The 7,389-nt window shown below is 73.6% G+C and carries 9 protein-coding genes; 4 read left to right on the top strand and 5 right to left on the bottom strand.

What is annotated here, in order from left to right; genetic code table 11:
* Window positions 1-220: 220 nt before the first annotated feature.
* Window positions 221-886 carry an O-methyltransferase gene (locus RIF68_RS20575; protein ID WP_309052759.1) on the top strand — a complete coding sequence of 222 codons (666 nt, stop codon included), beginning with the start codon at window positions 221-223 and terminating at the stop codon, window positions 884-886.
* 128 nt (window positions 887-1,014) lie between these two features.
* On the opposite strand, the gene RIF68_RS20570 is transcribed toward RIF68_RS20575, so the two are convergent.
* Entirely contained in the window at window positions 1,015-1,182 is a 168-nt protein-coding gene (locus RIF68_RS20570; protein ID WP_073809075.1) for a DUF3117 domain-containing protein, read from the bottom strand.
* A 313-nt stretch (window positions 1,183-1,495) separates the two neighbouring features.
* Between RIF68_RS20570 and RIF68_RS20565 the strand changes: the two genes are divergently transcribed.
* The gene (locus RIF68_RS20565; protein ID WP_309052758.1) at window positions 1,496-2,299 is read left to right on the top strand and encodes an enoyl-CoA hydratase-related protein; all 804 of its coding nucleotides are present in this window, start codon (window positions 1,496-1,498) and stop codon (window positions 2,297-2,299) included.
* Between the two features lie 23 nt (window positions 2,300-2,322).
* On the opposite strand, the gene RIF68_RS20560 is transcribed toward RIF68_RS20565, so the two are convergent.
* Both RIF68_RS20560 and RIF68_RS20555 read right to left on the bottom strand, forming a co-directional pair.
* Window positions 2,323-2,907: a DNA-3-methyladenine glycosylase I gene (locus RIF68_RS20560; protein WP_309052757.1), complete on the bottom strand. Its 585-nt coding sequence runs from the start codon at window positions 2,905-2,907 to the stop codon at window positions 2,323-2,325.
* Window positions 2,904-3,305: a hypothetical protein gene (locus RIF68_RS20555; RefSeq protein WP_309052756.1), complete on the bottom strand. Its 402-nt coding sequence runs from the start codon at window positions 3,303-3,305 to the stop codon at window positions 2,904-2,906. Before RIF68_RS20555 ends, RIF68_RS20560 begins: the two co-directional genes overlap by 4 nt.
* A gap of 110 nt (window positions 3,306-3,415) precedes the next feature.
* Between RIF68_RS20555 and folP the strand changes: the two genes are divergently transcribed.
* A complete protein-coding gene (gene folP / locus RIF68_RS20550; protein WP_309052755.1) occupies window positions 3,416-4,276 on the top strand; it encodes a dihydropteroate synthase in 861 nt (286 codons plus the stop codon).
* A gap of 72 nt (window positions 4,277-4,348) precedes the next feature.
* On the opposite strand, the gene RIF68_RS20545 is transcribed toward folP, so the two are convergent.
* Window positions 4,349-5,098 carry a TIGR00730 family Rossman fold protein gene (locus tag RIF68_RS20545; RefSeq protein WP_309052754.1) on the bottom strand — a complete coding sequence of 250 codons (750 nt, stop codon included), beginning with the start codon at window positions 5,096-5,098 and terminating at the stop codon, window positions 4,349-4,351.
* Between the two features lie 75 nt (window positions 5,099-5,173).
* Window positions 5,174-6,277 (bottom strand): succinyl-diaminopimelate desuccinylase, encoded by a 1,104-nt coding sequence (gene dapE / locus RIF68_RS20540; protein WP_309052753.1) that lies wholly within the window; start codon window positions 6,275-6,277, stop codon window positions 5,174-5,176.
* Between the two features lie 29 nt (window positions 6,278-6,306).
* Here dapE and RIF68_RS20535 point away from each other — a divergent pair, with 29 nt between their 5' ends.
* Window positions 6,307-7,242: a hypothetical protein gene (locus tag RIF68_RS20535; RefSeq protein ID WP_309052752.1), complete on the top strand. Its 936-nt coding sequence runs from the start codon at window positions 6,307-6,309 to the stop codon at window positions 7,240-7,242.
* Window positions 7,243-7,389 lie beyond the last annotated feature (147 nt).

The following is a 7,389-nucleotide window of genomic DNA, read 5'->3' as shown; positions in this document are numbered from 1 at the left end:
AAGCACTCCTCCCCGATCCACAGGCGCAGCCGCACCTCCCCTGTCGGCTCTGGTGGTGTCCAGTGGAGCCCCTACCATAGCCACCTCGCCCGTTAGCTCCGGATAAGAATCTTTACGCGAATTTGGGACGGGCTCGCCCGGCTGACCGGGCTCACCCTCCGCCTTCTGTGAACGCCCGGTCCCATCTGCGGGTTCCCGCTGACAGCGGATACAGTCACCGTTGCGTCAACTACGGGGACAGGAGAGGGCCATTACCGCCAACCGGCAGACGAGCTGGGCGTTCGCCGACGCCTATGTCGCCGAGGACGAAGCTCTGCGCTGGGCCCGGGAGCGGGCCCGCGAGACGGGGCTTCCCTCGGTGTCGCCGGGTACGGGCGCGGCCCTGCGCCTGCTCGCCGCGTCGGCGGACGCCAAGGCGGTGGCGGAGATCGGGACGGGCACCGGCGTGTCGGGCATCTATCTGCTGCTCGGGATGCGCCCGGACGGGGTCCTGACGACGGTCGACCTGCAGCCGGAGCGGCAGCAGGTGGCGAAGACGGCGTTCCGCGCGGCGGGGTTCGCCGGCAACCGGGCGCGGTTCATTCCCGGGCGCGCCCTGGACGTCCTGCCCCGGCTCGCGGACGGCGGGTACGACCTCGTCTTCTGCGACGGCGACCGGCTGGAGTACCTGGACTACCTCGCTGAATCGTTGCGCCTGCTGCGGCCCGGGGGTGTCGTCTGCTTCGAGGGCGCCTTCGCGGACGGCCGTACGGTGGACTCCTCCGCCCAGCCGGCCGAGGTGCAGCGGGTGCGGGAGCTGCTGCGCGCGGTGCGGGAGAGCCAGGAGCTGCTGCCGACGCTGCTGCCGGTGGGCGACGGCCTGCTGTGCGCGGTGCGGCGGGGCTGAGCCGGGCCGTACGGGCCCCGGAGACCCGCCGCCGGAGCGGCACGGGCCTCCCCGGACCCCGCCGCCGAAACACCGCTGCCCCGGAGCGGCGGAGCCGTCCGGGGCAGCGGTGAAGAGTCGTGTACGCGTCAGCCGACGACCTGCTTCAGGGCGTCGCCCAGTGCCTGGGCCTCGTCCGGGGTCAGCTCGACGACAAGCCGACCGCCGCCTTCGAGCGGAACGCGCATGACGATGCCCCGCCCCTCCTTGGTCACCTCGAGCGGGCCGTCACCCGTTCGCGGCTTCATGGCCGCCATGCTCGTTCCCCTTCCTGAAACCAGCTCATCGACAGCCGGGCAGCCCCATGGGATGGAGCACGCGTCACCGGCTTCGAACACATTGCTTCCAGGTCATTATCCCGCATCGCAGGACCCGATGACCAACATCGATCCGCATCGCTTGGGCAACGCGCTTCCGCAAAACCCCTCATTTCGGCGATCCGCCTGCGATACTTCGCCGCCACGGGTGACCAAGGCGTCCGGAATTCTTTGACGCAGCTCACATGGGCGGTCGGGATGATCTCCGCCATGCTGGGCGGGTCAACGACGCAAAGAGGCGAAGGGGTCCCCGATGGCCGACACGGTCCTGTACGAGGTGAGCGACGGGCTCGCCACCATCACCCTCAACCGGCCCGAGGCCATGAACGCGCTGAACGTGGCGGCCAAGGTGGCCCTGCGGGACGCGGCCGAGGCGGCGGGCGCCGACCCCGCCGTCCGGGCGGTGCTGCTCACGGCCGCGGGCGACCGCGCCTTCTGCGTGGGCCAGGACCTGAAGGAGCACGTGGGCCTGCTGCTCCAGGACGCCGAGTCCGGCACCCGGGAGACCATGACGACGGTCCGGGACCACTACAACCCGATCGTGCGGGCCCTCACCGGTATGAAGAAGCCCGTCGTGGCGGGCGTGAACGGTGTCGCGGCGGGCGCGGGCTTCGGTTTCGCCCTCGCGGCGGACTACCGGGTCGTCGCGGACACGGCCTCGTTCAACACCTCCTTCGCGGGCGTGGCGCTGACGGCGGACTCGGGCGTGTCCTGGACGCTGCCGCGGCTGATCGGCGCGAGCCGCGCCTCGGACCTGCTCCTCTTCCCGCGCTCGATCAGCGCCCAGGAGGCGTACGAGCTGGGCATCGTGAACCGCCTCGTCCCGGCGGCCGAGCTGGCCGCCGAGGCGGAGAAGGTGGCCCGCCGCCTCGCGCAGGGGCCGACCGTCGCGTACGCCGCCCTGAAGGAGTCCCTCGCCTACGGAGCCGACCACTCGCTCACCGAGGCCCTGGACAAGGAGGACGAGCTGCAGACCCTCGCGGGCGCCTCGGAGGACCACACGATCGCTGTGCGCGCCTTCGTCGCCAAGGAGAAGCCGGCGTACAAGGGCCGGTGACCGGCCGCCCGGGGCGGCCCGTGTCAGTTCCCGCCCCGGGCCACACAGCCCGTCACGTGGTCGTCCACGAGGCCGCAGGCCTGCATGAGGGCGTAGGCGGTGGTGGGGCCGACGAACCGCAGGCCGCGCTTCTTGAGCGCCTTGGACAGGGCCGTCGACTCCTCGGTGACGGCCGGGACCTCCGCGACCGTGCGCGGGACGGGACGGTGCGCCGGGTCGGGGGCGTACGACCAGATGAGCCCGTCCAGCTCGCCCGGGGACCACTGCGCCAGCAGCTTCGCGTTGGCGAGGGTGGCGTCGACCTTGGCGCGGTTGCGGATGATGCCCTCGTCGGCCAGGAGCCGCTCGCGGTCCGCCTCGCCGAACGCGGCGACGGCGGCGATCTCGAAACCGGCGAAGGCGCGCCGGAAGCCCTCACGGCGGCGCAGGATCGTGATCCAGGACAGGCCGGACTGGAAGGCCTCCAGGCACAGCCGCTCGAAGAGGGCGTCGTCGCCGTGGACGGGGCGGCCCCACTCCTCGTCGTGGTACGTCACGTAGTCGGGGGCCGACAGGCCCCAGGGGCAGCGCAGCCGGCCGTCCGGCCCGGGGATCGCCTCGCCGGTCACGCGCGCTCCCCTTCCGCGCCACCGGAGCCGGACACGGGGCCCGGGCCGGGTGCGGCGCCGGAGTCCTGGACGCCCGCGTCGTCGCCGCCGGCGGCCCGGCCCGGCACCGCGCCCGCCAGGGCCTCCTCCAGCTCCGCGATCCGGGCGTCGCGCTCGGCGAGCTCGGCCCCGAGGCGTACGAGGACGTCGTCCACGTCCTCCATGCGGTAGCCGCGGACGGCCACGGGCAGCCGGAGCGCCTCCACGTCGGCGCGGTCGACGGGGCGGGTGACCGGCAGGGGGTCGACGAGCTGCTCGGGCGCCACCTCGGGCAGCACCTCGCTGTCGCCGCCGCCGACGACGGCCAGGGTCACGGCGGCCACGACCACGACCATCGTGATGAGCAGAAACCAGAACACGCGCGCCTCTTCCCCGAGTGGAATTCGTCCCGTGCCGATCGTGCCATGTGCCACCGGCGGTTAGGGTCGCAGACGATGCGGGCGACCGGCCACGAGGGAGGACAAAAGGGATGCTGCGCTTGGGACGGCGGGAATTCGGGCCGCACGAGCCGGTGATCATGGCGATCGTGAACCGGACACCGGACTCCTTCTACGACCAGGGCGCGACCTTCCGCGACGAGCCGGCGCTCGCCCGGGTCGAGCAGGCGGTGGCCGAGGGCGCCGCGATCGTCGACATCGGCGGGGTGAAGGCCGGTCCCGGCGAGGAGGTGACGGCCGAGGAGGAGGCGCGCCGCACGGTCGGCTTCGTCGCGGAGGTGCGCCGCCGCCACCCCGACGTGGTGATCAGCGTCGACACCTGGCGGGCCGATGTCGGCGAGGCGGTCTGCGAGGCCGGGGCTGACCTCCTCAACGACGCCTGGGGCGGCGTGGACCCGCGGCTCGCGGAGGTCGCCGCGAAGTACGGGGCGGGGCTGGTGTGCACGCACGCGGGCGGCGCGGAGCCGCGGACCCGGCCGCACCGGATCGCGTACGAGGACGTGATGGCCGACATCCTGCGGGTGACCGTCGGCCTGGCGGAGCGGGCGGTGGCGCTCGGCGTGCGGCGGGACGGGATCATGATCGACCCGGGGCACGACTTCGGGAAGAACACCCGGCACAGCCTGGAGGCGACCCGGCGGCTCGGCGAGATGACCGCCACGGGCTGGCCGGTGCTGGTCTCGCTGTCCAACAAGGACTTCGTGGGCGAGACCCTGGACCGGCCGGTGAAGGAGCGGGTGCTCGGCACGCTGGCGACGACGGCCGTCTCCGCGTGGCTCGGCGCCCAGGTGTACCGGGTGCACGAGGTCGCCGAGACGAAGCAGGTCCTCGACATGGTGGCCTCCATCGCCGGCCACCGTCCCCCCGCCGTCGCCCGGCGCGGTCTGGCGTAGCGGGGGCGGGCGCCCCGGAAGGGCCGGTCGCGGCGGACGGAGCCGTCCCCACGACCGGCCGGGGGCGGTGGCCTACCGGCCGACCTCCTTGGTGACGAGCGCGACCGCCTCCTCCACGTCGTCCGTGACGTGGAAGAGGAGCAGGTCCCGCTCGGAGGCCTTGCCGCCGGCGACGACGGTGTCGCGCAGCCAGTCGACGAGGCCCTTCCAGTACTCCGTGCCGAACAGCACGATCGGGAAGCGGGTCACCTTGCGGGTCTGGACCAGGGTGAGCGCCTCGAACAGCTCGTCCAGCGTGCCGAGGCCGCCGGGCAGCACGACGAAGCCCTGCGCGTACTTCACGAACATCGTCTTGCGGACGAAGAAGTAGCGGAAGTTCACGCCGATGTCGACGTGCGGGTTGAGCCCCTGCTCGAAGGGCAGCTCGATGCCGAGGCCGACCGAGACGCCCTTGGCCTCCCTGGCTCCCTTGTTGGCCGCCTCCATGGCGCCGGGCCCGCCGCCCGTGATGACCGCGAAACCGGCCTCGACGAGCGCCCTGCCGATCTTCACACCCGCCTCGTACTCGGGCGAGTCGGGCCGGGTACGGGCCGAGCCGAAGACGCTGATGGCGCTGGGCAGTTCGGCCAGCGCGCCGAATCCCTCGACGAACTCGGACTGGATGCGCATGACCCGCCAGGGGTCGGTGTGCACCCATTCCGAGTCGCCCTCGGTGTCGAGCAGCCGCTGGTCCGTGGTGCCGGGCTGGACCTGCTCCCTGCGCCGCAGCACCGGCCCGAGCCGCTGCTCCTCCGGCTTCGTGTCCCCTTCGGGGGTCCCCATGGCCTGCTCCCTCCGTCGATCCGTCGATCTTCTGGTCCGGTCAGGGTAGGACGGCAGAGGTGACGAAAGGCGAAATTACGGAAGGCGTGCGGTCAGCCAGTCGCGGAGCCGGGCCTCGCAGTGGTGGATCCGGTCGACCTGGACGTGCTCGTCGCGCTTGTGCGCGTAGATGGCGTCGCCGGGGCCGTAGTTGACGGCGGGCACGCCGAGCGCGCTGAAGCGGGCGACGTCGGTCCAGCCGAACTTGGGCTGGGCGCTGCCGCCCACGGCCTTCATGAAGGCCTCGGCGGCGGGGTGCGAGAGGCCGGGCAGGGCGCCGGGGCTCTCGTCGTCCACGACGAACTCGGCGACGCCGCAGCCGTCGAAGAAGGCGCGGACGTACGCCAGGGCCTCGGCCGGGCTGCGGTCGGGGGCGTAGCGGTAGTTGACGGTCACCGTGCAGGCGTCGGGGATGACGTTGGTGGCGACGCCGCCCTCGATCCGTACGGCGTTGAGGCCCTCGTGGTACTGGAGGCCGTCGATGACCGGCCTGCGCGGCTCGTAGGAGGCGAGGCGCTCCAGGATGGGGGCGGCGGCGTGGATGGCGTTGGAGCCCATCCAGGAGCGGGCGGAGTGGGCGCGCTCACCGGCGGTGCGCAGGACGACCCGCAGGGTGCCCTGGCAGCCGCCCTCGACCTGGCCGTCGGAGGGCTCGAGGAGGACGGCGAAGTCGCCCTCCAGCCACTCGGGGTGGGCGGCGGCGACCTTGCCGAGACCGTTGAGGTCGGCGGCGACCTCCTCGTTGTCGTAGAAGACGAAGGTGAGGTCGCGGTTGGGCTCGGGCACGGTGGCGGCGATCCGCAGCTGGACGGCGACGCCGGACTTCATGTCGGAGGTGCCGCAGCCCCACAGGACGCCGTTCTCGTCGAGCCGGGAGGGCACGTTGTCGGCGATGGGCACGGTGTCGATGTGGCCGGCGAGCACGACGCGCTCGGGGCGGCCGAGCGTGGTGCGGGCGACGACGTTGTTCCCGTACCGGTCGACGGTGAGGTGCGGCAGGGCCCTCAGGGCCCGCTCGATCGCGTCGGCGAGCGGTCCCTCGGTCCCGCTGACGGACGGGAAGTCGACGAGGGCGGCGGTGAGCGCGGCGCCGTCCTGGGACAGGTCGAGCGCGGCGTCGAGCGGGGTGATGTCAGCCATATGCCGACCCTAACCCGGGCTCCAGTACGGTGGGCCCCGTGTCCGAGCCCACCCGCCCCGCCCGTCGCGGTCGCCTCGCCCGTTCGGCGGCCGCCCTCGCCGTGCTCTGCGGCCTCGCCGGTTACGTCGCCGTCCACCAGCTGACGGGGAGCAAAGGCGCGCCCCGGTGCAGTGTGGGCAGCGGTGAGAACCGGTACGAGTTCACGCCGGAGCAGGCGTCGAACGCGGCGACGATCTCGGCGGTGGGCACCGGCCGGGGGCTGCCGGAGCGGGCGGTGACGATCGCCCTGGCGACGGCGCTGCAGGAGTCGTCGCTGCGGAACATCGAGCACGGCGACCGGGACTCGCTGGGGCTGTTCCAGCAGCGGCCCTCGATGGGCTGGGGGACGCCGCGGCAGATCCTGGATCCGGTGTACTCGGCGACGAGGTTCTACGAGGGGCTGGAGAAGGTCCCGGGCTACTCGCGGCTGCCGCTGACGGTGGCGGCGCAGAAGGTGCAGCGGAGCGGTTTCCCGCAGGCGTACGCGAAGCACGAGCCGGACGCGGCGCTGCTCTCCGCGGCGCTGACGGGCCGGGCGCCGGCCGCGCTGTCCTGCACGGCGCGCGTGACGGGCCAGCGGCCGGGCGATCCGCGCCACGTGCGTGAGGAGCTGGCGCGGGACTTCGGCCGCGGGGCGGTGCCCGCGCCGGTGACGGGCGGGTCGAGCGCGGGCCGGTCGGCCTCGGGGCCGCCGGTCCTGACACTGCCGGTCCGGCCGGTGGCGGGCACGGGCCGGGCCGCCGGGGAACGGCGCGGCTGGGAGCTGGCGCAGTGGGCGGTGGCGCGGGCGGAGGATCTGCGCGTCGTCGAGGTCGCGTACGGCGGCAAGGTCTGGCACGCGAGCGACTCGGGCGGCGGCTGGGAGCCGGCCTCCGGCTCGTCCGCCGCGGAGCCGGACACGGTCCGCCTGCGACTGGCGCAGTAGGGGATCCGGGCCGGTCGCCGACCCGCGCGGCGGAGCCCCGCCCGCCCCGGCGCACCGGACGTCCCCACCGCGGCGGCCCGCCGCGGGCCCACCGGTCACGCGTGCGGTGGTTCACTCGCCCGGGGGGCGGCTCCGGTGAACCGCGAG

This window comes from Streptomyces sp. (genome assembly GCF_031178505.1).
GTDB lineage: Bacteria > Actinomycetota > Actinomycetes > Streptomycetales > Streptomycetaceae > Streptomyces > Streptomyces gulbargensis.
Note: the sequence above shows the minus strand (reverse complement) of the source record. Positions and strands in the feature narration are given on the sequence as shown.

What these genes read in the sequence shown, in the direction of transcription:
- RIF68_RS20570 (WP_073809075.1), bottom strand. Translation starts at nt 1,182, where the DNA reads ATGGCGGCCATGAAGCCGCGAACGGGTGACGGCCCGCTCGAGGTGACC.
- RIF68_RS20565 (WP_309052758.1), top strand. Translation starts at nt 1,496, where the DNA reads ATGGCCGACACGGTCCTGTACGAGGTGAGCGACGGGCTCGCCACCATC.
- folP (WP_309052755.1), top strand. Translation starts at nt 3,416, where the DNA reads ATGCTGCGCTTGGGACGGCGGGAATTCGGGCCGCACGAGCCGGTGATC.
- RIF68_RS20545 (WP_309052754.1), bottom strand. Translation starts at nt 5,098, where the DNA reads ATGGGGACCCCCGAAGGGGACACGAAGCCGGAGGAGCAGCGGCTCGGG.
- dapE (WP_309052753.1), bottom strand. Translation starts at nt 6,277, where the DNA reads ATGGCTGACATCACCCCGCTCGACGCCGCGCTCGACCTGTCCCAGGAC.